The 22,457-nt window shown below is 69.3% G+C and carries 21 protein-coding genes, 3 tRNA genes, 1 pseudogene and 1 riboswitch; of the genes and pseudogenes, 14 read left to right on the top strand and 11 right to left on the bottom strand.

Annotated features, from left to right (window positions below):
• Positions 1-73 precede the first annotated feature (73 nt).
• The 4 genes from rpmG to MVF96_RS05290 all read right to left on the bottom strand — a co-directional run bounded on the left by rpmG (position 74) and on the right by MVF96_RS05290 (position 700).
• Complete coding sequence (rpmG, locus tag MVF96_RS05305; protein ID WP_045823858.1) at positions 74-241, bottom strand: 50S ribosomal protein L33; 168 nt, start codon at positions 239-241, stop codon at positions 74-76.
• 93 nt (positions 242-334) lie between these two features.
• Positions 335-408, bottom strand: a tRNA-Met gene (locus MVF96_RS05300).
• 21 nt (positions 409-429) lie between these two features.
• Positions 430-502: transfer RNA gene (locus MVF96_RS05295), tRNA-Thr, on the bottom strand.
• Positions 503-619: 117 nt separating this feature from the next.
• A tRNA-Tyr gene (locus MVF96_RS05290) sits at positions 620-700 on the bottom strand.
• A 243-nt stretch (positions 701-943) separates the two neighbouring features.
• Positions 944-1,038: riboswitch (TPP riboswitch) on the top strand.
• Between MVF96_RS05290 and MVF96_RS05285 the strand changes: the two genes are divergently transcribed.
• From MVF96_RS05285 to htpX, 6 genes and pseudogenes are all read left to right on the top strand, one after another.
• On the top strand, positions 1,026-1,736 hold the full coding sequence (locus MVF96_RS05285; RefSeq protein ID WP_247451572.1) for a TenA family protein: 711 nt from the start codon (positions 1,026-1,028) through the stop codon (positions 1,734-1,736). Its footprint overlaps the riboswitch before it by 13 nt.
• Positions 1,733-2,743: pseudogene (locus tag MVF96_RS05280) on the top strand (ABC transporter substrate-binding protein); the annotation flags it as partial. The gene MVF96_RS05285 and the pseudogene MVF96_RS05280, both read left to right, overlap by 4 nt.
• 21 nt (positions 2,744-2,764) lie before the next feature.
• Entirely contained in the window at positions 2,765-3,526 is a 762-nt protein-coding gene (locus tag MVF96_RS05275; protein ID WP_336287428.1) for an ABC transporter permease, read from the top strand.
• On the top strand, positions 3,519-4,346 hold the full coding sequence (locus tag MVF96_RS05270) for an ABC transporter ATP-binding protein (RefSeq protein ID WP_247451571.1): 828 nt from the start codon (positions 3,519-3,521) through the stop codon (positions 4,344-4,346). Before MVF96_RS05275 ends, MVF96_RS05270 begins: the two co-directional genes overlap by 8 nt.
• Before the next feature lie 51 nt (positions 4,347-4,397).
• A complete protein-coding gene (locus MVF96_RS05265; protein ID WP_058253332.1) occupies positions 4,398-4,889 on the top strand; it encodes a YajQ family cyclic di-GMP-binding protein in 492 nt (163 codons plus the stop codon).
• A gap of 166 nt (positions 4,890-5,055) precedes the next feature.
• Positions 5,056-5,913: a zinc metalloprotease HtpX gene (gene htpX / locus MVF96_RS05260; protein ID WP_058253356.1), complete on the top strand. Its 858-nt coding sequence runs from the start codon at positions 5,056-5,058 to the stop codon at positions 5,911-5,913.
• 33 nt (positions 5,914-5,946) lie between these two features.
• Here the strand turns inward: htpX and MVF96_RS05255 are convergent, their stop codons facing one another.
• Positions 5,947-6,963, bottom strand: coding sequence for a polyprenyl synthetase family protein (locus MVF96_RS05255; protein WP_068970024.1), 1,017 nt, complete (start codon positions 6,961-6,963; stop codon positions 5,947-5,949).
• 117 nt (positions 6,964-7,080) lie between these two features.
• Between MVF96_RS05255 and MVF96_RS05250 the strand changes: the two genes are divergently transcribed.
• Together MVF96_RS05250 and MVF96_RS05245 are read left to right on the top strand one after the other, a co-directional pair.
• Positions 7,081-8,340, top strand: coding sequence for a geranylgeranyl reductase family protein (locus MVF96_RS05250; protein WP_247451570.1), 1,260 nt, complete (start codon positions 7,081-7,083; stop codon positions 8,338-8,340).
• Between the two features lie 122 nt (positions 8,341-8,462).
• A complete protein-coding gene (locus MVF96_RS05245; RefSeq protein WP_247451569.1) occupies positions 8,463-9,419 on the top strand; it encodes an oxygenase MpaB family protein in 957 nt (318 codons plus the stop codon).
• Between the two features lie 158 nt (positions 9,420-9,577).
• Here the strand turns inward: MVF96_RS05245 and MVF96_RS05240 are convergent, their stop codons facing one another.
• Both MVF96_RS05240 and MVF96_RS05235 read right to left on the bottom strand, forming a co-directional pair.
• Positions 9,578-10,312 (bottom strand): demethylmenaquinone methyltransferase, encoded by a 735-nt coding sequence (locus MVF96_RS05240; protein WP_058253357.1) that lies wholly within the window; start codon positions 10,310-10,312, stop codon positions 9,578-9,580.
• 75 nt (positions 10,313-10,387) lie between these two features.
• Complete coding sequence (locus tag MVF96_RS05235) at positions 10,388-11,542, bottom strand: glycosyltransferase family 4 protein (protein WP_247451568.1); 1,155 nt, start codon at positions 11,540-11,542, stop codon at positions 10,388-10,390.
• A gap of 108 nt (positions 11,543-11,650) precedes the next feature.
• On the opposite strand from MVF96_RS05235, the gene MVF96_RS05230 reads away from it, so the two are divergent.
• On the top strand, positions 11,651-12,271 hold the full coding sequence (locus tag MVF96_RS05230) for a Type 1 glutamine amidotransferase-like domain-containing protein (protein ID WP_247451567.1): 621 nt from the start codon (positions 11,651-11,653) through the stop codon (positions 12,269-12,271).
• Here MVF96_RS05230 and MVF96_RS05225 read toward each other — a convergent pair.
• Positions 12,252-12,785, bottom strand: a complete 534-nt coding sequence (locus MVF96_RS05225; RefSeq protein WP_247451566.1) for a hypothetical protein — start codon at positions 12,783-12,785, stop codon at positions 12,252-12,254. The genes MVF96_RS05230 and MVF96_RS05225 overlap by 20 nt on opposite strands.
• A 77-nt stretch (positions 12,786-12,862) precedes the next feature.
• Positions 12,863-14,566: a 2-succinyl-5-enolpyruvyl-6-hydroxy-3-cyclohexene-1-carboxylic-acid synthase gene (gene menD, locus MVF96_RS05220; protein ID WP_247451565.1), complete on the bottom strand. Its 1,704-nt coding sequence runs from the start codon at positions 14,564-14,566 to the stop codon at positions 12,863-12,865.
• Positions 14,567-14,630: 64 nt separating this feature from the next.
• Between menD and MVF96_RS05215 the strand changes: the two genes are divergently transcribed.
• The 4 genes from MVF96_RS05215 to MVF96_RS05200 all read left to right on the top strand — a co-directional run bounded on the left by MVF96_RS05215 (position 14,631) and on the right by MVF96_RS05200 (position 18,460).
• Positions 14,631-15,248 carry a class I SAM-dependent methyltransferase gene (locus tag MVF96_RS05215; RefSeq protein WP_058253339.1) on the top strand — a complete coding sequence of 206 codons (618 nt, stop codon included), beginning with the start codon at positions 14,631-14,633 and terminating at the stop codon, positions 15,246-15,248.
• Between the two features lie 78 nt (positions 15,249-15,326).
• On the top strand, positions 15,327-16,412 hold the full coding sequence (locus MVF96_RS05210; protein WP_247451564.1) for an AbrB family transcriptional regulator: 1,086 nt from the start codon (positions 15,327-15,329) through the stop codon (positions 16,410-16,412).
• Between the two features lie 57 nt (positions 16,413-16,469).
• On the top strand, positions 16,470-17,762 hold the full coding sequence (locus tag MVF96_RS05205) for a saccharopine dehydrogenase family protein (RefSeq protein WP_058253359.1): 1,293 nt from the start codon (positions 16,470-16,472) through the stop codon (positions 17,760-17,762).
• A 251-nt stretch (positions 17,763-18,013) separates the two neighbouring features.
• Positions 18,014-18,460 carry an Hsp20/alpha crystallin family protein gene (locus MVF96_RS05200; protein ID WP_247451563.1) on the top strand — a complete coding sequence of 149 codons (447 nt, stop codon included), beginning with the start codon at positions 18,014-18,016 and terminating at the stop codon, positions 18,458-18,460.
• 393 nt (positions 18,461-18,853) lie between these two features.
• Here MVF96_RS05200 and MVF96_RS05195 read toward each other — a convergent pair whose 3' ends face one another.
• Positions 18,854-20,059, bottom strand: coding sequence for an EAL domain-containing protein (locus tag MVF96_RS05195; RefSeq protein ID WP_247451562.1), 1,206 nt, complete (start codon positions 20,057-20,059; stop codon positions 18,854-18,856).
• Between the two features lie 461 nt (positions 20,060-20,520).
• Here MVF96_RS05195 and MVF96_RS05190 point away from each other — a divergent pair, with 461 nt between their 5' ends.
• On the top strand, positions 20,521-21,726 hold the full coding sequence (locus MVF96_RS05190) for a GGDEF domain-containing protein (protein ID WP_223258822.1): 1,206 nt from the start codon (positions 20,521-20,523) through the stop codon (positions 21,724-21,726).
• Here MVF96_RS05190 and MVF96_RS05185 read toward each other — a convergent pair.
• Positions 21,672-22,430 (bottom strand): hypothetical protein, encoded by a 759-nt coding sequence (locus MVF96_RS05185; protein WP_137809702.1) that lies wholly within the window; start codon positions 22,428-22,430, stop codon positions 21,672-21,674. The genes MVF96_RS05190 and MVF96_RS05185 overlap by 55 nt on opposite strands.
• Between the last annotated feature and the right edge of the window lie 27 nt (positions 22,431-22,457).

Genomic DNA, 22,457 nt, shown 5'->3' with positions numbered 1-22,457 from the left:
ACACAGCAAGACGGGCTGCCTCATCGAGAGGCAGCCCGCTGCTGGTGGTACTTCGAAACGGCCGACGACGGCGTCAGCGCGATTCCTTGTGCCCCTGGTGCTTGCCGCAGTTCGGGCAGAACTTCTTGATCTCGAGGCGATCGGGATCGTTGCGGCGGTTCTTCTTCGTGATGTAGTTACGGTGCTTGCACACCTCGCAGGCCAAGGTGATCTTGGGGCGAACATCTGTTGAGGAGGCCACTTGATTGCCTTCTTTCGGGTGGTACGTGGTCGGGTTCGGAAGTTCCCTCAGGGCTTGCGACCCTTGCGCTCGGTTCCGGTCGGACCCGATGTGTAGCGGTGGAGGGACTCGATCCCTCGACCTCACGATTATGAGTCGTGCGCTCTAACCAGCTGAGCTACACCGCCCCGCGGACTTCTCGTCCAGCGAGCCCCCTGACGGAATCGAACCGTCGACCTTTTCCTTACCATGGAAACGCTCTGCCGACTGAGCTAAGGGGGCGTGCCCCGGGCGGTTGCGCCCGAGAGCCTTAACGAGGTTACACACTCGCGTCTGCGCTAGACAAATCGCTGGTCGGAGACCGTCTGTAGAGCAGTTTCGCGAGATTGGACCACGCCGTGGCAGGTATAGGATTCGAACCTATGTAGCTTGCGCGACGGATTTACAATCCGCTCCCTTTGGCCGCTCGGGCAACCTGCCGTGCCGCTCTTCCGGCCACCGTGACGGCCGTACGAACAACGCCGTGAAGAATACAACGAACACCGCATCAACGCGCAAACCGGCTGGTCAGCGAGCCGTGGCGCGGTCATGGCACAGGCGTCCCACTGCGATACCCCGCACCCTCCGGGGCGGCTCGTGAGCGGCGTCGACCACCTCGGTCGTTCCGCGCGCCGTCATCGGCGACGCCTCGTGCGTCGAACGTGCCTACTGCTACTGTGTCTGCGTTCTGACACGGGGTGCTCCGCGACGCGGGGCTGAGATGAGACCCGAGAACCTGTCCAGGTAATGCTGACGAAGGGATGTCATGTCTGTGCATGCGCACATGCCGGTCTCCGGCCGTTTCTCCGACCATCTCTGGGAGGAGACGAAGGGGTTGCGGACGGCGATCGATGATCTCGAGTTCCTGCGGCGGCTCGGCGACGGGACGCTGCCACTCGAGGTGTTCCGCACCTACATGGAGCAGGACTCGCTGTACCTCGCCGGGTACGCGAAGGCGCTGGCGATCCTGGCGTCGAAGTCCCCCGACCCGCAGACCGCGGGGTTCTGGGCGAACTCCTCGGCCACCGCGGCCACCGTCGAGTCGGCGCTGCACGGCGACCTGCTCAACGGCGGCCAGTTGCCTCCGCGTGAGGGCGAGCCCGAGCCGTCGCCGGCGTGCCTGGGGTACGTGTCCTACCTGACGGCCGTCGCCGCGACCGAGTCGTATGCGGTCGGCGCGGCCGCGGCCCTGCCCTGCTTCTGGATCTACGCGGAAGTCGGCCGGGCCCTGGCCGCGAGTGCCGCCCAGGTGCTCGCCGCCGACCCGAACCACCCCTACGCGCAGTGGGTGACCACCTACGACGCCCCGGAATTCCAGGAATCCGCCTCGCGGGCAAGGGAACTCGTGGACGAGGCCGCGGCGCACGCCGGCGAGCGGGAGCGGGCCGCGATGGCCACGGCGTTCACCGTCGCCACCCGGTTCGAGCTTCTGTTCTGGGACACCGCGCTGAACCCGCAACCGTGGCCCGCCGCATGAGCGCCCGCGCGCGCCGCCTCCTCACCGTGCTCGCCGCCGCGGTCGTCGCGTCGTCGGCGATCACCGCGTGCGGTTCGGGCGCCGGTTCGGACGGCAGCATCCGATTCGCGCTCGACTGGTCCCCGAACACCAACCACACGGGCTTGTTCGTGGCGCAGCAGCGCGGCTGGTTCGAGGAGGCCGGACTCGACGTCGAGATCCTGCCGTACAACAACACCGCCGTGGACACCATCGTGGACGCGGGCAACGCCGAGTTCGGGATCAGCACCCACAACTCGTCGACCTTCTCGCGGGCATCGGGCGCGCAGACCATCTCCGTGTTCGCGCCGCTGCAGAAGTGGGCCACCGGCATCGGTGTCCGCGCCGATCGCCGCGACATCACGAGCCCGAAGGACCTCGACGGGAAGACATACGCCGGTTTCGGCGACCCGGGCGAGGAGAAGACCCTCGAGCAGGTGATCCGAAACGACGGCGGCACCGGCGAGTTCACCTCGGTGACCCTCGGAACCTCGGCATACGAGGCGGTCTACTCCGGTCAGGCCGACTTCACCGTCTCCTATCTCGCGTGGGAGGGCATCGAGGCCGAGCATCGCGGAACCCCGATGAGGTACTTCCACTACACCGACTTCGGATTCCCGGAGGCATACGCGATCGTCGTCGACGCCAACGAGGACTGGCTGGCGGACAACCCGGACCGCGCGGCGGCCTTCGTGACGGCGCTGCAGCGCGGTTACCAGGCGGCGGCCGACGACCCGGACGCGGCGGCCCGCGACCTCCTCGCCGCCAACCCCGGTGCGTTCAACGACGAGCAGTTGGTGTTCGAGAGCCAGCGCATGCTCGCCGGTCAGTACATGAAGGACGCCGACGGCCGGGTCGGGCGACAGACGCTCGAACAGTGGGCCGGGAACTCCGGGTTCCTGTACCGCAGTGGTCTGCTGACCGGCCCGGACGGGGCGCCGCTCACGACCGAGCCGGACTGGTCGACGTACTTCACCAATGACTACCTCGACACCCTCGGTAGCACCGGCCTGCGTCGCATCGCGCCCGCGCTCGTCGCGGTGGTCGTCCTGGTGGCGGTCTGGCAGGTCTACGTCGACGTCAGCGGGATCCGGCCGCAGGTGCTGCCGTCGCCGTCGCGCGTCGTCGCGCAGGGTTGGTCGCACCGCGCGGAGATCGGGGTGCACGCCGCGGCGACGCTGCAGGTGACCCTGATCGGGTTCACGGTCTCAATGGTCCTGGCCTGGCTGCTGGCCATCGTCGTCGACTTCTCGCCGGCGCTGCGACGGGCGTTCGTGCCGTTGTTCGTCGCCTCCCAGACCCTGCCGATCATCGCGATCGCACCGCTGATGATCATCTGGTTCGGCTTCGGCCTACTCCCGAAGGTGCTGGTCATCGCCCTGGTCACGTTCTTTCCGGTGGCGATCGGCCTGATCGAGGGATTCGCCGCCACCGACCGCGAGGCCGGCGCGCTGATGCGCAGCATGGGGGCCACCCGCCGCCAGGTCTTCCGGTACGTGCGGCTCCCGTCCGCGCTACCGAGGTTCTTCACCGCGCTGCGGATCGGCATCACCTATGCGGTGGTGGGCGCCGTGTTCGCCGAGTACGTCGGCGCCACCCAGGGGCTCGGCATCTACATGAGCCTGCAGAAGAACTCGTTCCGCACCGACCTGGTGCTCGCGGCAGTGCTGGTGACCGCGCTCCTGAGCGTCACGCTGTACCTGCTCACCTTCGCCGTCGAGCGGGTCGTCGCGCCCTGGGCCCGCGCCGAGGACCGGAACCACCATGACTGACCACCGGCTCGTCCCAGACCACCGGCTCGTGGTCGACCGGCTCACCAAGTCCTATCCGCGACCCGGCCGCGGACAACCGCCCCTGGAGGTCCTCGACGGGGTGTCGTTCACCGCCGAGCCCGGCGAGTTCGTCTCCGTCATCGGGCCCAGCGGATGCGGCAAGAGCACCGTCTTCGGCCTGCTGGCCGGACTCGACGTCCCCGATTCCGGCAGCGCGTCCGTCGGCTCCGAACCCGCCGTCGCCGGACACTGCGCGTACATGCCGCAGAAGGACCTGCTGTTCCCGTGGCGCACCGTGCTGGACAACACCATCCTCGGGCTCCAGGTGCAGGGCGTGCCGACGAACGAGGCCCGACGCCGGGCCGCGGACCTCTTCCCCGCCTTCGGACTCGCCGGATTCGAAGACGCCCGCCCGTTCCAGCTGTCCGGCGGGATGCGACAGCGCGCCGCACTCCTGCGCACCGTCGTCTCGAATCGCGACCTGGTGCTGCTCGATGAGCCGTTCGGCGCCCTCGACTCACTCACCCGGACCGAGATGCAGACGTGGTTGCAGTCGGTGTGGCAGCGCTATCGGTGGACGGTGCTGATGATCACCCACGACGTCCGCGAGGCCGTCCACCTCTCGGACCGCGTGATCGTGCTGTCCGCCCGCCCGGCCACCGTGGTCCACGAGGTGCGTGTCGACCTCCCGCGCCCGCGCGATCCGGCGGGGCTCACCGCTCCCGAGTTCGTCGCCCTCGAGCGAGAACTGCTCGAGGTGCTCCACGACGAGTCACGTCGTGCCCTCGCCGAGCAGGCACAGCGTCGGACGTCCCGGTAGACCCCCGCGGCCGCCCACTTGCGCTGATCGCCATGACATACCCTGTCGGACATGGCTGATTCATCGTTCGACGTGGTGAGCAAGGTCGACCGGCAAGAGGTCGACAACGCCCTGAACCAGGCTGCCAAGGAGTTGTCGCAGCGGTACGACTTCCGCGGCACCAACACCGGCATCGAGTGGTCCGGCGAGGAGAACATCGTGATCACCTCGGACGCCGAGGAGCGCGCGCAGGCGGGCCTCGAGGTGTTCAAGGAGAAGTTGATCCGACGCGACATCTCGCTGAAGGCCTTCGACGCCGGCGAGGTCGTCGGCTCGGGCAAGACCTTCAAGATCACCGGCTCGCTGGTGCAGGGCATCGACTCCGAGCACGCCAAGAAGATCTCCAAGAAGATCCGCGACGAGGGGCCGAAGGGCGTCAAGGCGCAGATCCAGGGTGACGAACTGCGCGTGTCGAGCAAGAAGCGCGACGACCTGCAGGCCGTCATCTCGCTGCTCAAGGGCGAGGACTTCGGCATCGCCCTGCAGTTCGTCAACTACCGCTGACCCGCCCGGTCGGTGGGTCGGCGGCACCGAACCCCGACCGTCGGAAACCCAGACGGGCGCTGCGTCGTTTGACCGGATGAGGCGCCTGCACTCCGCGGCCGGCACCGGGTTCGCCCGGGCCGCCCGCGGAGCCCGAGACCCGCGGCGCCGGACAGACGAGGACCCGATGCATTTCAACGGATTGAAGACGGCGGCTCTGCTGGGTCTGATGTCGGCGATCATCGTCGGCATCGGCGCACTGTTCCAGAGCCCGCTGATCCTGTGGGGATCGGTGATCGTCGCCGTCGGCATGAACGCCTACGTCTACTTCAACAGCGCCAAGATGTCGCTGAAGGCGATGCACGCGCAACCGGTCACCGAACTGCAGGCACCGGTCATGTACCGGATCGTGCGTGAGCTGGCGACCACGGCACACCAGCCGATGCCCGCCCTCTACATCTCCCCCACCGAGTCGCCCAACGCGTTTGCGACCGGCCGCAACCCGAAGAACGCCGCGGTGTGTTGCACCACCGGCATCCTGCACCTGCTCGACGAGCGCGAGCTGCGCGCCGTGCTGGGCCACGAGCTGTCCCACGTGTACAACCGCGACATCCTCATCAGCTCGATCGCCGGCGCGATGGCGGCGGTGATCAGCGGCCTGGCCAACTTCGCGATGTTCATGGGCGCGTTCGGCGGGCGGGACAACGCGCCGAACCCGCTGGCGATGCTGCTCATCGCGCTGCTGGGACCGATCGCGGCCACCCTGGTGAAGCTGGCCGTCTCCCGCTCACGCGAGTTCCAGGCCGACCAGTCCGGGGCCGAACTCACCGGGGATCCGCTCGCACTCGCATCAGCGCTGGCGAAGATCTCCGGCGGGGTACAGGCCGCGCCGCTGCCGCCGCAGCCCGACATCGCGGCCCAGTCGCACATGATGATCGAGAGCCCGTTCCGCGCGACCGACCGGATGGCCAAGATGTTCGCCACCCACCCGCCGACCGCGGAACGCATCCGCCGCCTGCAGGAGATGGCCCGCGACGGTCGCTGAGCCGGCTGGGCAGAGATCCTGCCGGTCGACCCCTCAGCCCACGCGTTCGATCGTGTAGTCCACGAGCGACGCCAGGGCACGGTGGGCCGGCGACTCGGGAAGTTCAGCCAGCATCGCGTGCGCCTCGTCGGCGAACTCCTGCAACTTCGCCCGGGCGGCGGTCATACCCGCCGACGAGCCGAGCAGTTCGATCGCCTCGGCAACCTCGGCGTCGTCGGTGAGCGGCCGGGCGGCGCCGTCGGCGGCCACCAGGAGTTCGCGCAACCGGGCCGACGTCGCGTCGTCGCCCGTGAGCGCGTAGAGGACCGGCAGCGTGTGGACGCCTTCGCGGAGGTCGGTGCCCGGGGTCTTGCCCGACTCCACCGACACCGAGCTGATGTCGATGATGTCGTCGGACACCTGGAAGGCGACTCCCACGATGTCGCCGATGCGGGAGAGCCGCTCGATGTCGTCGGGCTCGGCCCCGGAGGCCATCGCGCCGAAGCGGGCGGCGGCGGCGATCAGCGAGCCGGTCTTCTCCCAGACGACCTGCAGGTAGTGCTCGATGGGGTCGGCGCCGGGTTTGACCCCGACCGTCTCCCGCATCTGGCCGGTGACGAGTTCGGCGAACGTCTCGGCGATGATGCGCACCGCCTCGGGGCCCAGCGTCGAGACGAGTCGCGAGGCGCGCGCGAACAGGAAGTCTCCGGACAGGATGGCCACGCTGTTCGTCCAGCGCGCGTTGGCACTCGCCGCACCGCGGCGCATCGCGGCCTCGTCCATCACGTCGTCGTGATAGAGCGTGGCGAGGTGGATCATCTCCACCACCGTCGCCGAGGTGATGACATCGTCGGAATCCGGGCGCGGACCGAACCGGGCCGCCAGGATCGCGAACATGGGCCGGAACCGCTTGCCCCCGGCCTTCGCGAGGTGGGTCGCCGCCTCGGTCATGACCTCGTCACCCGACGAGAGTTCGGCGAGCAACAGATCCTCGACCCGCTGCAGCGACGAGCGCACCGTATCGGCGAACTCATCCGACACCAGGTCAACCCCGGCGAATGTGGACTTCACGGAAACGCGGCCCCATCTCGTCTGATCCGGCAACTACTCGACGGCGGACACGCGACTGCCGCGTAGACCCCACCTGCTGCGAGCCTAGCCCGTCGGGGGTCCGGACATACTGGTCGGGTGAGCACGGACACGACGCCTACTTTCCCCGATTCCGCCGATGTCCTCGTCGTCGGCGCCGGACCGGGTGGATCGGCGGCGGCCGCCCATGCCGTCGCCGCCGGCCGGGATGTGGTCCTCGCCGACGCCGCGGTGTTCCCGCGCGACAAGACGTGTGGCGACGGCCTCACGCCGCGGGCCGTCGCCGAACTCGACGCGCTGGGGCTCGGCGCACTCCTCGACGACCGTCCGCGCATCGACGGACTCCTGCTCAACGGCTGGGGCGCACGCCAGCAGGTCCGGTGGCCCTCGGGCCGGTTCCCCGCCTACGGCAGCGCGGTGGCGCGCACCGAGTTCGACGACGCCATCCGTACGCATGCGGTGTCGGTGGGAGCGCGAATGATCGAGGGCGCCAAGGCCATCGGCGTCGAGATGGACGGCGACCGGGTGGGCGCGGTGACCTTCGCGACGCCGGCGGGCACACACACGATGCGGGTCACCGACCTCGTCGTCGCCGACGGCGTCCGTTCGGGAATCGGCAAATCGCTGGGGCGACAATGGCATCGGAACACCGCCTACGGAGTCGCCGCCCGGGCGTACGCACCGTCGGCGCGCGCCGACTCGCACTGGATGGGGTCGCACCTCGAACTCCGGGGACCCGACGACGCACTGCTGCCCGGGTACGGCTGGGTCTTCCCCCTCGGGTCGGCCGGGGGCGGACAGGTCAACGTCGGCGTCGGGGCGCTCGCGACGTCGAAACGTCCGGCGCACATGGCACTTCGACCGATCCTCGAGCACTACGCCGCGATGGTGCGCGACGAGTGGGCTCTCGACGGCCCACCCGTCCGGATCACGTCCGCCCTGCTGCCCATGGGTGGTGCGGTGTCCGGTGTCGCGGGTCGCAACTGGATGCTGATCGGCGACGCCGCCGCGTGCGTCAATCCACTCAACGGCGAGGGCATCGACTACGCCCTGGAGACCGCCCGGCTCGCCGTCGAACTCCTCGGCACGGACGACTACACCGACCGGTGGCGCGATGTGCTGGTGGAGCACTACGGGCTCGCGTTCTCCGCCGCCCGACGTCTCGCCGGCCTGCTCACCATGCCCAAGACCGTCCCCACCCTGGGCCGGCCCGGCATCCGGTCGCCGCAACTGATGTCCATGGTGGTGCGGGTCATGGGCAACCTGATCACCGCCGAGGATGCCGACCTCGTGGCCCGGGCCTGGCGCACCGCCGGGCGGGTTTCCCGGCAGGTCGACCCGCGGCCGCCGTTCTCCTGAGAGGGGCCGCCGGGGCCATCCCGGTGGCGCGTTGAGACGATCGGGCTGTAGTGTTCCAACACGTGTGGCCGCGGCCACAGCTGTGACAGAATCAGGCCACCCGTCGACCCAGGAGATGGAAGATGTCCGCCGCATCCACTCTCGCCACCCGAGCCAAGCACGCCGTCCAGAACCGCCTGGCACAGCGCTACCACCTGCGCGGCGAGATCGACCGCATGGATGCCGTCGGTGACCCGACCGCGATCGCCCGCGCCCTGGGCACGCAGGAATTCCCGTGGGGCATCACACAGGCGTTGAGCTTCGCCCTGTTCCGCACCTACGCGGTGCCGTCCATCGGCGACCTTCTCTACAAGACCAGCCAGTTCACCGAGTCGACGCAGAAGCGCTACGACGACACGGTCCTGCTGCTCGACGCCCCGATCGAGCACGGGGTCGACAGCCCGGCCGGACGGGCCGGTATCCGGCGCATCAACCAGATGCACGGGATGTACGACATCCCCAACAGCGACTTCCTCTATGTGCTGGCCACTTTCGTCGTCTGCCCGGTCGAGTGGGTCAACTCCTATGAGTGGCGCTCGCTGACCAACCACGAGGTCCTCGGTCTCACCAACTACTACCGCCGGCTCGGCCAGCTGATGGGCATCAAGGACATCCCCGAGACCTACGACGACTTCAAGACGTTCTACGACGAGTACGAGACCGCCCACTTCGCCTTCAGTCCCGACTCGCTCGCCGTCGCCGACGCCACCCTCGACCTCCTCGGCACGTTCATGCCCTACAAGCTGCTGCCGCGGGCGGTGGTGCGTCGGATGTCGTTCGCGCTCATGGACGATCGGCTCCTCGGCGCGTTCGGATATCCGAAACCGACCGCGGTCGAACGGGTCCTGGTGCGCGGCGGGCTCAAGGCTCGCGGGCTCGCGATCCGCCTCTTCGCGTCACCCCGCACCGAACCGCTCTTCGGTCGCCAGACGAAGCAGGTTCGCAGCTATCCCGGCGGTTTCCGAATCGACGACCTCGGCACCTTCGCGCCCGGGTGCCCGGTGTCGCACGACGAGACCCCGCGGGCCGCGACCTCCTAGTGGTGTGTCTAGGAAATAGGTGGCCGGTATCCGGTGGAGCGATCGGTGGTCTGGCAAGGCGGAGGAGGGAGGGATAGCGGAGCTATCTCGACCGACGACAACGCAGCCAGGCGCCGATCGAGCGCCGGAGACCAGTCACTTATTTCCGAGACACACCACTAGGCCCGCGCCGAGTGGATCGCGGCGATCCCACCGGTCATGTTCTCCCACCGCACCCCGGTGAACCCGGCGTCGCGGATGAGGTCGCCCAGCGCGAACTGGTCCGGCCACGCCCGGATCGACTCGGCGAGATAGACATACGCGGCCGGGCTGCTCGACACCTTGGTCGCGACCGCGGGCAGCGCCTTCATCAGGTACTCCATGTACACCGTGCGGAACGGCTTCAGCGTCGGCGTGGAGAACTCGCAGATCACCAGACGTCCGCCGGGCTTGAGTACCCGACGGAGCTCGGCGAGCGCCGTCGGGACGTCGTTGACGTTGCGCAGACCGAAGGAGATGGTGGCGGCGTCGAACGAATCGTCGGCGAACGGGAGCGACAGGGCGTCGGCGGCGACCTTCGGCACGTCCCGATGCGCACCGGCCTTGAGCATGCCGAGCGAGAAGTCCGCGGCGATGCAGTGCGCCCCCGAGGAGGCGAGTTCGACGGTCGACACCGCGGTGCCCGCCGCGAGGTCGAGGACGACGTCGCCCGGACGCAGGTCGAGTGCCCTACGAGTCTTCTTGCGCCAGCCGCGATCCCGGCCGAACGACAGGACCGTGTTGGTGAGGTCGTAGCGGCGTGCGACGCCGTCGAACATGGCCGCGACCTCGGCCGGGTCCTTCTCCAGACTTGCCCGGCCGACACTCCGGCCCAGACCCGCTCGTTCCGGTGGTGTCGCGCCCGTCGATGACATGCCGATCACGCTACCGGTCGTTCGGGCCAGGACCGCCGTGAGGTGCGTCGTCTCGCCGGGCGGTCGGCCGCGACCTCAGGCGGGCCGCCCCACCTCGGTGACGACTCCGCGGCCCGTCACGCGCGCGTAGTGGCCGACGAGCTCCGCGCACACCGACGGCCAGGTGCGCGCACGCACGGCCTGTACCGCGGCTCGGCCGAACGCCGCCCGGACCGACTCGTCGTGCAGGGATTCGACGATCGCGGGCAGCTCCTCGGCGAAGCGTCCGACCGCCAGCAGATATCCGGTCCGGAACGCCGACACCAGGTCGCGGGGGCCGCCCGCGTCGGGGCCGATCACGGGCAGACCGCTGGCCATCGCCTCCTGGATGGCCTGACAGAACGTCTCGTGTTCGCCGGCGTGCACGAAGACGTCGAAGCTCGCGTACGCGCGGGCCAGCGCCTCCCCGCGCAGTTCGCCGGTGAACACCGCATCCGGCATCGCGCGCTGGAGCCGGTCCCGCTCGGGGCCGTCCCCGACGATCACCAACTGCACACGCGGGTTCCCCGACAGTCCGGCCAGGCGCTCGACGTGCTTCTCCGGCGCGAGCCGACCCACGAACCCGACCACCAGTGCGTCGCGGGCGGCACCCAGCCAGTCCGCGCGCAGCGACGGGTCGCGCTTGTCCGGCGAGAAGAGTCCGACGTCGACGCCGCGACCCCAGCGCGCGAGTCGCGGTATGCCGTGGGCGGCGAGGACCTCCAGCGTCGCGGTCGACGGCGCGAGGGTGAGGTCGCACATCTCGTGCAGCCGGCGTGTGTAGCGCCAGGCCAGCTTCTCCACCGCGCCCAGCCGGTACGCTGCCGCAAACCCGGCGACGTCGGTCTGGAACACGGCGACCACGGGCACGCCGAGCGCCCGGGCAGCGACTGCGCCCGCGGCACCCACCACGAACGGTGACGCCAGGTGGACGACATCCGGTTCGAAGTCGCGCAGGGTGCGGTACAGCAGCGGCGACGGCACTCCCACCGGGAGCGAGGTCACCCGCGGCACCTGCACCGCGGGCAGCAGGTGCACCGGGGTCCGGCGGCCGACCATCCGCGGCCCGCCCGGCACGCCGCGCGGGGTGTCGGGTGCGATGACGACGGCGGTGTGGCCGGTGGACTCGAGATGGTCGACAACCCGGAGGACGGAATTGACCACCCCGTTCATCTGGGGCAGGAAGCTCTCGGCGACGATCGCGACGCGCATGATCGCGATCGTCCCCCGCAGAATTGACCGGACCACACGGCGCACGTGTCGGCCCACCCAATTCAGGATGAACGGTGCGTTGCCCCGGCCACCGGGCAGAGTGGAGGGGTGGCCGACACCCACCTCCTGCTGCTGAGTCGCTGGCTCACCCCGGTCCCGCAGTTCCTCGCCCCGTTGACCGGGCCGGGCTGCCGCATCGGCTACGTCCCCACCGCGTCGTCGATCTATACCGATCACGCGTGGCTCGACCTCGAGCGGGACACCCTTCGGCAGCAGGGTTTCGAGGTGACCGACCTCGATCCAGAACTGACCGGGTCAGCCGTCTTCACCCGGGAGCTCGCCGGGGTCGACGCGGTGTTCGTCGCCGGCGGCAACACCTTCCACCTGCTCGGGGCGCTGCGCCTGGCGGGTGCCGACCGCACCCTCGTCGACGCGGTCCGCGCCGGCCTCCCCTACATCGGGGTCAGCGCGGGCGCCGCGGTTGTCGGCCCCGACATCGCTCCCCTGGCGCTGCTCGACGATCCCGCCGAGGCCGCACCCCTGACCTCGACCGCGGGCCTCGGCCTCATCGACACCACGGTGATCCCGCACGCGGAGGGCACCGTCGGGGGTCGCGGACCGATCGAGGCGACGAGGCAACGGTTCGGCGCCGAGCACCGGCTGCACTTCCTGACCGACGCCGAGGCGATCGTCGTCGCCGGCGGAGACCTCAGGGTGATCCCGGGCTGACGGTCTCGTCCCGGTCGGCCGCGGCCGGGTCCCGTTCTGCCGCGTCGCTGCCGGCGTCGGAGTCCTCGGCGACAGCGTCGTCGGCGGTGCCGCGACGGGCCCAGCGGCGACTGGACTCCGCGACCCCGACCATCAGCAGGCCGATCACGAGCCACGCTCCGACCATCACCGAGAGGGCGGGGATGATCGACAGCACCGCGGTGCGGCCGGTCGGGCGAGCGAGATCCGGGTTGTAGACCGCGTAGTCGACGCTGATGCGCTGTCCCTCGCTCAGCTCGGTCGGATACAGCAGCCCGAAGCGGGGACTGTGGAACGAGCCGTCGGGTGTCTGGAAATTCACCGCGGCGTGCAGGCTGTCCACGGACACGACCTCGGCCATCACGGTCGCCTTGCTGGCCTCGATCGTCGCATCGTTCTTGAAACAACCGGCGATGAGCGTCATCGCCATGAAGGTGATCGTCACGCCGACGACGAGCAGGCCGAGCTGCACGCGTCGCTGGATCACCGGATTCATGCCGTTCAGACTAGCGGGCACCGATCCGCCGGCGTCCGGACCGACCGGTCGCGCACCGCCGGGACGCACCGACAGCCCTACCGCAGTCGCGCCGCGATCGCCGCGTGCACGGATCGCAGCCGTTCGCGGTCGGTGGCGACCTCGACGACCTCGATCCCGCCGGGAGCAGGCTCCTCCGCGAGCACCGCGCCGACCTCACCGACCCCGACCCGACGATGCGGGATGTGGAAACCCGCGCACATCGACGCGATGTCGGTCCGATGCGGGGTCCCGAAGACCCGCTCGTAGGCCCCGGCGTACAGCCCGGTGTTGTAGCGCGGGTCGCCCTGTTCGAGCAGACCGAAGATCCCGCCGCCGTCGTCGTTGGCGACCACGATCCGCAGCGATGTCGGGCGCGGCTCGCCCGGGCCGATGACCAGACCGGTCGCGTCGTGCACGAAGGTCAGGTCGCCCATCAGGGCGATGGTCCGCGCGCCGGCCTGATCCCGTTCACGTGCCATGGCGGCACCGATCGCCGTCGAATTGGTTCCGTCGATACCCGCGACCCCGCGGTTCGAGAGGACCCGCACCCCGTCGGTGATCCGGCCGGCCAGGGCGATGTCCCGGATGGGGTTGCTGGCGCCGACGACGAGTTGGTCGCCGGCGGCCATGGCGTCGCTGACCGCCCGTGCGACGTGGAGCCCGGTGGCCGGGCCCGGCTCGTCGAGTTCGGCGGTGACGGCGAAGGCCGCCCGCTCCTGTACCGCCGCGCACTCCTTGAGCCAGTCCTCGCGCGGCTCGCCGACGACCTCGATCCGGGTGCCGGTCGCGTAGACGTTGCCGGAGACGTCGGGCCAGCGCGGACCGGTGGTCAGCGCGTAGACGCGGACCTCGGGGTCGGCGAGCAGGCGGGACACCCCGCGGTGCAGCGTCGGCCGACCGCAGATGATCGCCTGCTGGGGCCGGACGGAGTTCAGGCCCAGCGGATGCAGCGGCGTCACCGGCCGCGGTGCCGTCGGTTCGGCGACCGTGGGGATCCCGGCAAGCCCCGGATGGACACCCGACCCGTGCCCCGACACGACCACGGTGTCCAGGGACAGGTCGATGGGCAGCGGGACGTCGAGCTTGCCGACCGGCGCCTGCGTCCAGGGCAGTCCGCCGGGCCGTCCGGAGAAGGAGCCGAGGTCGGTCGACGGGTCGGGGCCGGCGAGTTCGTCCGGGTCGGGGACCAGCGGTTCGCGCAGCGGGATGTCGAACTGCACCGGGCCGGCGTTGCCGGTACGCGCGCCCCGGGCGGCGGCGAGCACGCGACCGACCGCCGACCGCCACTGGCTGTTGGTGTCGAGATCCTGTTCGGCGAGGCCCAGACTGATCGCCGCACGCACCTGGGTCCCGAAGATGCCGAACTGTTCGACGGTCTGGTTGGCGCCGGAACCGAGCAGCTCGTACGGCCGGTTGGCGCTGACGACGACCAGGGGCACCCGCGCATAGTTGGCCTCGAAGACCGCCGGTCCCATGTTCGCCACGGCGGTGCCGCTGGTCATCACGATGGGGACGGGCTGTCCAGACGACACCGCGAGCCCCAGAGCCAGATAACCCGCCGAGCGCTCGTCGATCCGCACGTGCAGACGCAATCGCCCGGCGGCGTCGGCGGCGTGGAGGGCGAAGGCGAGCGGCGCGTTGCGCGACCCCGGACACAGCACGGCCTCGCGGACACCGCCGCGGATCATCTCGTCGACGATGACCCGGGCCTGCAGTGTGGACGGGTTGGGCCCGGGGGCGTTCTGGGCCGGTCGGTTCATCCCACAAGCCTAGTGCTCTCCCGAGTCCACACATCGCGGCGGGGAGCGGGGTTACCCTCGTCACGTGGGCTTTTACGACGATCGAGTCCTGCCGCACCTCATCGAGCGCACCTGCGGCATGGCGGCGTTGACCCCGCTGCGCGCGCGGGCCTGCGCGTCGTTGTCCGGCCGGATGATCGAGATCGGCTTCGGCTCGGGCCTCAACGTCGGCGTCTACCCGGCCGGGCTCACCGAGGTCGCGGCCGTCGAACCGTCGACCGTCGGATGGTCGATGGCCGCCGACCGCGTCGCCACCTCCCCGGTGCCCATCGAACGTGCCGGACTCGACGGCCAACGACTGCCGTTCGACGACGACTCGTTCGACGCCGCGCTCACCACCTTCACCCTGTGCACCATCCCCGACCACCAGGCGGCGCTCGCCGAACTCCGCCGCGTGCTGCGTCCGGACGGACAACTCGGATTCCTCGAACACGGTTCCGCCCCCGACGCCCGCGTCCGGCGGTGGCAGCGCCGACTCGAACCGATCCAGAAACGCGTCGCAGGCGGCTGCCATCTCACCCGCGACGTACGCGCCGAGCTCACTGCCGCCGGCTTCGCACTCGGGCCGGTCGATGCGTTCTATCAGCCCGGCGTACCGAAGCCGTTCGGCGCGCTGACCGTCGGGACCGCCCGGCCGGTCTGAGGTCCCGCTCACTCCGCTCCCGGCGGCGACATTCGCCCCGCTCGCTCCGCTCCCGGCGGCGGGCCTACTGTGGAGCCAGTGCGTCGCTGGACAGTGCTGGTACTCCTCACCGCGGTCGCGACGCTCGTTCTGGAGCTCCTCGAGGTCGACGCCGCCGCCCTGTTCGCGGGGCTCGTGGTCGCGGGTGCCCTCGCGATCGCCGGGCGCGCGCCCGGCCGGACGAACACCGACGCCGACGAATCCGACGACCCGATCGTCCCGCGATGGGCGTTCGTGGCGTCGCAGGGTGTCCTCGGCGTCTTCATCGGCACGATGGCCGAGCCCGAGACCGTCGGCGGACTCGGGTCGTCGTGGTTCCCGGTACTCGTCATCGGCCTGGGGACACTGGTCATCTCGATCGCCTGCGGCGCCCTGCTCGGGCTGCACCGAGACGTCGACTCCCTGACCGGCTCGCTGGCACTCGTCGCGGGCGGCGCGTCCGGGCTGGTGGCGCTGACCCGCGAGTTCGGCGGCGACGAACGGATGGTCGCGGTCATCCAGTACCTGCGCGTCGCGCTGGTCACCGTCACCATCCCCGTGGTCGCCTCGCTCGTGTTCGGTGCCGAAAGCGGAGCCGTCGCACCGGGACCCGACGCCTGGTCGGCGGAAACTCTGCAGAATCAGGGCTGGGGACTGTTGCTGCTGGCGGTGTGCCTGGGCGTCGGGATCCCGCTCGGCCGGTTGCTGCGCATGCCCGCAGCCGGTCTGCTGGGTCCGCTGGCGCTGGCCACCGCGGCCGAGCTGACCGGGATCGCCGGTTCCGCCGAGGTGTCCCCCGCACTGCTGGCGGTCGCCTACGCGGTGATCGGCTGGCAGGCGGGCCTCGGATTCACCATGCCGCGGTTGCGTGCGATCGGCCGTGTCCTGCCGCTGGCGCTCGTGCTGATCCTTGTCATCGGCGCCGGCTGCGCCCTGCTGGGCGTCGTGCTGTCCGCGTGGACCGGCGAGTCGATGTTCGACTGCTATCTCGCGACCACTCCGGGCGGGATCTACGCCGTCCTCGCCGCCGCCACCGGGGCGGGCGGGAACGTCGCGTTCGTCGTGGCCGCCCAGATCCTGCGCGTCCTGCTCATGCTGTTCGTGGCGCCCTTCGCCGCGCGCCTCGCCGCTCGGCGGGCGTCGTGACCGTCTCGCCCGACTCAACGGTTACGTGTGACCCCGGTCCCACGTAAGGTCGGGAAGATGAGCGGGGAATCGAACACCGACACGACATCATCCACCTCCCACGGCCGCGAATTCGACGTCGTGGTCTACGGCGCCAGCGGCTTCGTCGGCGAACTCACGGCACGGTATCTGGCCGACCACGCGCCGATCGGTACGAAGATCGCGTTGGCGGGCCGCAATGAGTCGAAGCTGACCGACGCCCGCAAGCGGCTGCCGTTGCGCGCACACGACTGGCCGCTGATCATCGCCGACGCGGAATCACCCGCGGCGCTCGACGCGATGGTCGCGCGCACCCAGGTCGTCTGCACCACCGTCGGCCCCTACCTCAAGTACGGCGAGGCCCTCATCGTGGCGGCGGCCACCGCCGGCACCGATTACGTCGACCTCACCGGCGAGGTGCCGTTCGTGCGGTACGCGATCGACAAGGTCCATGACGTCGCCGCCGCCTCGGGGGCCCGCATCGTGCCCTCCTGCGGCTTCGACTCCGTGCCCTCCGACATCACCACCTACGCGCTGCATCGAAAGGTCTCCGACGACGCCGCCGGCGAGATGACCGACACGACCCTCGTCGTCGCGTCCTTCCGCGGCGGGATCTCCGGCGGAACGATCGACTCGATGCGGGTCATCGCCGAGGAGGCCCGCAACGCCCAGTCCCGACGGCTCATGCTCAACCCGCAGGCCCTCTCGGGCGGCCCCGGCGAGGTCCCGCGGGTCAGCCTGTCCGACGAACCGAGCGACCTGTCCATCATCAACGCCAAGAAGGTCGACCCGTCGCTGCGCGGCACCCTCGCGCCCTTCTTCATGGCCGCCCACAACACCCGGATCGTGCGGCGCTCGAATGCGTTGCTGGACAACGCTTACGGCAAGGACTTCCACTACGCGGAGACGATGAGCGTCGGCGGCGTCCCCGCGGTGTCGACCCTGATCGCCGGCGCCGTCGCGGTCGGCACCGGCGCGTTCATGGGAGCGATGAGTTTCGGCCCCACGCGACGTGTCCTCGACCGCGTGTTGCCGAAGCCCGGTGACGGACCCAGCGAAAAGGCGCGCGAGAACGGTTATTTCGTGGTCGACACGTTCACGCGGACGACCACCGGACGACGCTACAAGGCCCGGATGCGCGCCCAGGGCGATCCCGGTTACAAGGCCACCGCGGTGATGCTCGCCGAGAGCGCGCTGGCATTGGCCCTCGACCGCGACCACCTGCCCAAGCGGGCCGGAGTGCTGACGACCGCCGTGGCGATGGGCGACGCTCTCATCGACCGTCTCCGCAACGCCGGGTTCAGCATCGACGCCACCGAGCTCACCGACTGACCCTGACCCGACCCCGCCCGATCGCGTCGTTCGACCCTCCGGCAGCCACGCCGGCGCAGACCGGACCCACTCCGGCACAGTCGAACTCGCGGTCGGGCGGCGTCGTCTTCGGGCCCCGGAAAAATCTGGCACTCTCACCTCCAGAGTGCTAGACGAGTGCCGGATCCGGTGCTATCTTCGTTGGCAGTACAGCGATGAACTGCTCGTCTAACGGGTGGCGAGCAGCCTTGAGAATCAGGAGGTGAACTGCTGTGCTTCGTTTCGATCCCTTTTCCGACATGGATGCCTGGACCCGAGGCATGATGACCGGTTCAGCGGCCGGAACTGCCCGCACTCCCCGCTTCATGCCCCTGGACCTGTACAAGGTCGAGGACCACTACCTGCTCATCGCCGATCTGCCCGGCGCCGATCCCGGTTCCATCGACGTCAGCGTCGACAACGGGGTCCTCACCCTCTCCGCCCAGCGGAGCACGCCGTCCGACGAGGGCGTGCAGTGGCTGACGAGCGAACGATTCTCCGGAACCTACCGCCGCCAACTGACTCTCGGCGACGCCATCGACAGCGCGGCCATCTCGGCGCGCTACGACAACGGCGTTCTCACCGTGACCATCCCGGTCGCCGAGAAGGCCAAGCCGCGGCGGATCGAGGTGGAGTCGGCCAGCCGACCACAGGCGATCGAGACCAGTACGGTCACATGAATTGATCGTCTAAAGCCCCAACACATTTGAGGAAGCAGCCGCATGTCGAAGGGGGGTGCCATCGACGACGAATCATCCCGCTCCCTAGTCCGAACGAACCGCAGAACCGTTGGTCTGTCGGGTAAAGCGGTGCCGTCTCTCTCTGCTCCCTGAGGTGCGAGGAGCGATAGCGACAGCCTTTCGCTCCCTGAGGTGCGAGGAGCGATAGCGACAGCCTTTCGCTCCCTGAGGTGCGAGGAGCGATAGCGACGAGCCTCGAAGGGCCTGGCAAGAAATGTTCACCACGCCCTTCGAGGCTCGCTTCGCTCGCACCTCAGGGAGCAGGATCGGCCACGCTTCGCACCCCAGGGAGCAATACGCTGCGCCACAACGAAATCGGGCACCTAGCCTTCGCTACCGGTCAGACCCGAACAGTTCGACGAGCGGCGCCGGGCGGCCGAACAGGAAGCCCTGGGCGTAGTCGAACCCGAACTCCTCGAGCATCGGGAGCAACGCCTCGGATTCGATCCCCTCGGCGACCATCTTCACCCCGGTGGCGGCGGCCATCTCACCGATCGCGCGGACGACGGCGCGATCGGGCGAGCTGTCGGCCAGTTGCGCGATGAGCGTCCGATCGACCTTCAGGACGTCGACCGGGAGATCGCGGACGTAGCGCAGGGCCGAGAACCCGGCCCCCAGGTCGTCGATGCAGATCGTGCAGCCGAGTTCGTGGAGCGCGTCGATCGCCCGCGACGCGGAGGTGTCGACCCGGATCGCCTGGTCCTCCCGCACCTCGACCCAGACCCTCGACGGCTCGACACCATGACCGTCGATCAGGCCGTGGACGTACGAGACGAGCCCGTCGTCCCACAACTGCTGCCCGGACAGGTTGAGGGAGACGAACGTGCTCGGCCCGACGTTCCGGGTGATCGCCCCCGACAGGTCCCGGATGGCCTCGCCGATCGCATGCCGTCCGATGGGGGCGAGCAGCGAGATCCCCTCGGCCACAGACAGGAACGCGTCCGGAGCCAGCACACCGGACTCGGTGTGCCACCGGAGCAGCGACTCGTACCCGACGACCCGCCGGTCGGGTACCGCGACGATCGGCTGATAGAAGACCGAGAAGTCGCGCTCGACCGATCTGGTGAGCCAACCCGCGAGGTCGACCTCGGCCCGGATGTGGCGCAGCATCGTCGGCGATGCGAATGCGACGGCGGTGCGGCTGCTCAGCGCGATGCACAGGGCGGCATCGGCGTGGCGGACCAGATCGTCCTCGGACTCGGCGGCGAGGTGCACATCGCCGACGGCGACGCCCATGCACACGTCGAGGAACCAGTTGCGTTCCCCGTCGCTCACGGTGTGCGCACCGAGTTTGGTACGGGCCGCCTCGATCAGTGCGTTGCGTCCGCTCTCGTCGTCACCGGCGCCGGTCCACGGGAGGTGGATGAGCCAGTCGAAGTCCGACCGCCGCTGGAAACGCGCCCGCGGACTGATGGGCATCAGCACCTGTTCGATGAAGCGCTCGGCGGCCGCGGCCGACGTCTCGTAGCCATACGCGACGACGGCTCGGTGGTACGGGTCGACCGACACCGCGATCACCGAGGTGCCGAACGTCAACACGACGTCATTCGCTGGTCCGATCCCCCCAGGGCGACGCCGGGGGCGCCGCAGTTCTCCATCGCGGAGATACTACTCAGCCGGTCCGCTTCCGGGAAGGAGGACGAGGCGCCACCGCTGGCGGACCAGGGCCGGCCGTCATGACCGTTCTCACAAATGCCCGCCGCGACGGTTCGACGAAACCGTGTGCAATTTTCGTGGGCCCGGGTCGAGACATCGATTTCTTTTGACAGATGTTCACAAAATCTGAGACCGACGCGGCCGGCGATTCGCCACTATTCTCGGCAGCGCTGCTAACGATTCCGCGAGAAGCGGCAAAACTGCTGGTAAGGTGCTTTCATTGCCTATGTGTAGGACACGAAAGATTACGCGGTTTCCGCCAATGCAGTCGCAGTGGCATTAATGCGAATCTCGGCGAACAAGCGGCTGTCCCCACAGCCGCCGACGGAAAGCGGTCGTGGTAGATGTCGTTGATCAGGAGGGTGCTCCGGCGCTACGACGCCCGGTCGATGGCGACACTGATCAGCACCGGCGGTGTCATCCCGCTGCCGGTCATCAGCGTGCTCGCGCCCGAGACGCTGTACCCGGGCGGCATGCCCATCCTGCTCACCATCTGGTCGTTCATCGCGGTCGTCTTCGCGGTGACGGCCATCCGCGCCCGGCTGACCGACCTCGAGTTCGCGTTCCTGGGCGGGTTGGGGATCGTGGGCATCTGCGGCACCTCGATGATCCTGGCCTCGCCACGATCGTCGACGCTCGTCCTCGCCATCGTCGCGGTCATCCCGGCGATCGGCGCGATCTCGGCGACCACCCGACTCATCCTGTCCCATCTGGCGCTGGCGGTCGTCTGTGCGGCAACCGTCCTCGCGGTGACAACGCCCTCGCTGCCGGAGTACCTGATCAGCTTCGGCGCGATGCTCGGCCTGATCGTGGTGCCGGTCTTCCTGGTCGTCGCATTGCGCAAGTCGATGGAGGCCGTGCTCGATCAGCAGACCCGCCTGGTCGGGATCGACCCGCTGACCGGCCTGCTGAACCGGCGCGGCTTCCTGATCCGCGCATCGCAGCTCCTCTCGGCCGCACGGTCGTCCACCGGTTGGATCGGCATCCTGCTGCTCGACGTCGACCATTTCAAGAAGATCAACGACCAGTACGGCCACCTCGCCGGTGACGGCGTGCTGCTGGCGGCGTCGGCCGCGATCCGCGAGCACGCCCCCGTGGGTTCGGAGGTGTGCCGCTACGGCGGCGAGGAGTTCCTCATGTTCCACGTCGTCCACGACGCGGACGAACTGTGGCTCAGCGCCGAACGCCTACGGGCCGCCGTCGCCGCCGCAGCGCCGGTCACCATCAGCGTCGGCGGTGTCTGCGCGCCGCTGCGCGTCGCCGGCGACCCGCTGGTCTCCGGCCGTTTCGACACCGCCTATTCGACCGACGACGTGATCGGCAACCTCCTGGGCCAGGCCGACGCCTGCGTGTATCAGGCCAAGGAGAACGGCCGGGACACCACGGTCATCAAATCCATCGACGCAGTGACCTGGAACGACGGCGCGCCGAGCGCACATGCCGCCGACGCCGAGCGGACGGTGTCTCCGCCGTCGGCCAGCCTGTACGAGGTCTTCTACCGACGCCCGGCCGACTTCGTCGACATCGACAGCCGGACCAGCGGGCGCTGAGTCGTCGCGGCCTGGAGTGCGTCGGCCTCCCGGCGCATCCGACGCCAGGTCTCCGGGCTGGTGAGGGTGTCGAGCCGGGCGCGGTCCCACCACATGAGCCGGGTGCGGTACCGGTCGTCGGGGAACGGCGTCGCGGACACCGACTCGTCGAGGCGTCCACCACCGGATTGCCAACGGCGCAGAACGTGGTCGGCCGCGGTCGCCATCATGGCCTCGACCCCGGACATCTCCATGATGACCAGCCCCAACCGCGACAACTGACCGGCCACCGACCCCGCGATCGCCGATCGCTCGTCCACCCAGGCCGTCTTGACCTCGACGATGCCGTCGTGCAGGCGTTCTTCGATGGCGTTGACGAGCTGCACCTGACCGGGCTGACCCGCCCATTCGACCAGCGCGTGCGACTGCGCAGCCGCCTCCAACCGGGGTTGGACCCGTAGTCCGCCGACAACCTTGCCCTCGCTGTCGAGCACCGCGAAGAACATCGCGGTGCCCTCGCCGCCGGCGACCTCGTCGTACTCGAGTGCGGCCGCGCACCCGTGGCGGTGGTACGACGCGTCCGCGCCGGCGAGGTACTCACGCCACAGTTCGGGCTCCGACCGCGGGCTCGCCACGACCACCGAGTACTCCGCCCCGGTTTCGGGTGCGATCGATCGCAACATCCCGGTGCGAACCTGATCATTGGTGACTGACACCTTATTCATCGCAGTATTGCCTTCCAGGAATTAGTA

The organism is Gordonia hongkongensis, from assembly GCF_023078355.1.
GTDB lineage: Bacteria > Actinomycetota > Actinomycetes > Mycobacteriales > Mycobacteriaceae > Gordonia > Gordonia hongkongensis.
The sequence above is the reverse complement of the archived record's forward strand: the minus strand, read 5'-3'. Positions and strand labels throughout refer to the sequence as shown.

Bases quoted from the DNA above. Each gene is read 5' to 3' on its own strand.
- MVF96_RS05285 (WP_247451572.1), top strand. From the start codon at position 1,026: ATGTCTGTGCATGCGCACATGCCGGTCTCCGGCCGTTTCTCCGACCAT.
- MVF96_RS05270 (WP_247451571.1), top strand. From the start codon at position 3,519: ATGACTGACCACCGGCTCGTCCCAGACCACCGGCTCGTGGTCGACCGG.
- MVF96_RS05265 (WP_058253332.1), top strand. From the start codon at position 4,398: ATGGCTGATTCATCGTTCGACGTGGTGAGCAAGGTCGACCGGCAAGAG.
- htpX (WP_058253356.1), top strand. From the start codon at position 5,056: ATGCATTTCAACGGATTGAAGACGGCGGCTCTGCTGGGTCTGATGTCG.
- MVF96_RS05245 (WP_247451569.1), top strand. From the start codon at position 8,463: ATGTCCGCCGCATCCACTCTCGCCACCCGAGCCAAGCACGCCGTCCAG.
- MVF96_RS05240 (WP_058253357.1), bottom strand. From the start codon at position 10,312: ATGTCATCGACGGGCGCGACACCACCGGAACGAGCGGGTCTGGGCCGG.
- MVF96_RS05235 (WP_247451568.1), bottom strand. From the start codon at position 11,542: ATGCGCGTCGCGATCGTCGCCGAGAGCTTCCTGCCCCAGATGAACGGG.
- MVF96_RS05225 (WP_247451566.1), bottom strand. From the start codon at position 12,785: ATGAATCCGGTGATCCAGCGACGCGTGCAGCTCGGCCTGCTCGTCGTC.
- menD (WP_247451565.1), bottom strand. From the start codon at position 14,566: ATGAACCGACCGGCCCAGAACGCCCCCGGGCCCAACCCGTCCACACTG.
- MVF96_RS05205 (WP_058253359.1), top strand. From the start codon at position 16,470: ATGAGCGGGGAATCGAACACCGACACGACATCATCCACCTCCCACGGC.
- MVF96_RS05190 (WP_223258822.1), top strand. From the start codon at position 20,521: ATGTCGTTGATCAGGAGGGTGCTCCGGCGCTACGACGCCCGGTCGATG.
- MVF96_RS05185 (WP_137809702.1), bottom strand. From the start codon at position 22,430: ATGAATAAGGTGTCAGTCACCAATGATCAGGTTCGCACCGGGATGTTG.